The organism is Alcanivorax sp. HI0044 (assembly GCF_001634945.1).
Genome location: NZ_LWEZ01000567.1, coordinates 1 through 889 on the forward strand (window position 1 = coordinate 1; position 889 = coordinate 889).

Annotated in this window: 2 protein-coding genes; both read left to right on the plus strand. The window is 59.1% G+C overall.

Annotated features, from left to right (window positions below; all coding sequences use genetic code 11):
• A partial coding sequence (locus A3730_RS06825; RefSeq protein WP_304439476.1) for a uracil phosphoribosyltransferase occupies positions 1-198 on the plus strand: 198 nt, incomplete at its 5' end.
• A 54-nt stretch (positions 199-252) separates the two neighbouring features.
• A partial coding sequence (locus tag A3730_RS06830) for a uracil-xanthine permease family protein (RefSeq protein WP_304439477.1) occupies positions 253-889 on the plus strand: 637 nt, incomplete at its 3' end.

The following is an 889-nucleotide window of genomic DNA, read 5'->3' on the forward strand; positions in this document are numbered from 1 at the left end:
GATATGCTGAAAAAAGCCGGCTGTACCCAGATTCGTGCCCTGGTACTTGTGGCAGCCCCGGAGGGTATTCGCAAGGTCCAGGAGGCGCACCCGGATGTCTCCCTTTACACCGCTTCGGTGGATCAGGGGCTGAACGAAGAGGGCTATATCATGCCGGGCCTGGGAGATGCCGGAGACAAGATTTTCGGGACCAAATAACCGGGTATCGCCCGGTGGCCTAAGCCACAGGCAATCACAAATCAGGAGCTGTACATGAGTCAGGCCGGCGGATTCTGGAACTGGAAAATCATCCTCATCGGCGCGCAGATGCTGTTTGTGGCTTTTGGGGCCATGGTATTAATGCCGTTACTGACCGGGCTGGATCCCAGTGTGGCGCTGTTTACCGCGGGGCTGGGCACATTGTTGTTCCAGTGGATTACTCGCCGTTCGATTCCTGTTTTCCTGGCGTCCTCGTTTGTCTTTGTGGCACCGATTTCCCATGGGGTACAGCAGTGGGGCGTGCCGGCCACCATGGGGGCGTTGTTCTGTACCGCTGTGGTCTATGTGATTCTGGGTGCACTGGTGAAGTGGCGGGGGCCGGGCTTTCTGCACCGCCTGATGCCGCCGGTGGTCACCGGCCCCATCATTATGGTCATCGGGCTTAGCCTGGCGCCCACGGCGGTGAACTTTGCCATGGGCATGTCCGGCAACGGTGAACTGCAGATGTTTCCGTACGCGGATGCCCTGCTGGTCTCCATGGTGTCGCTACTGACCACCATGCTGGTGGCCACCCTGGGGCATGGTTTATTTCGGTTGCTACCGATTCTGTGTGGCGTGATGGCGGGTTACCTGACCGCCCTGGCCATGGGCATGGTGGATTTCTCCGGGGTGAGTCAGTCGAGCTGGTTGT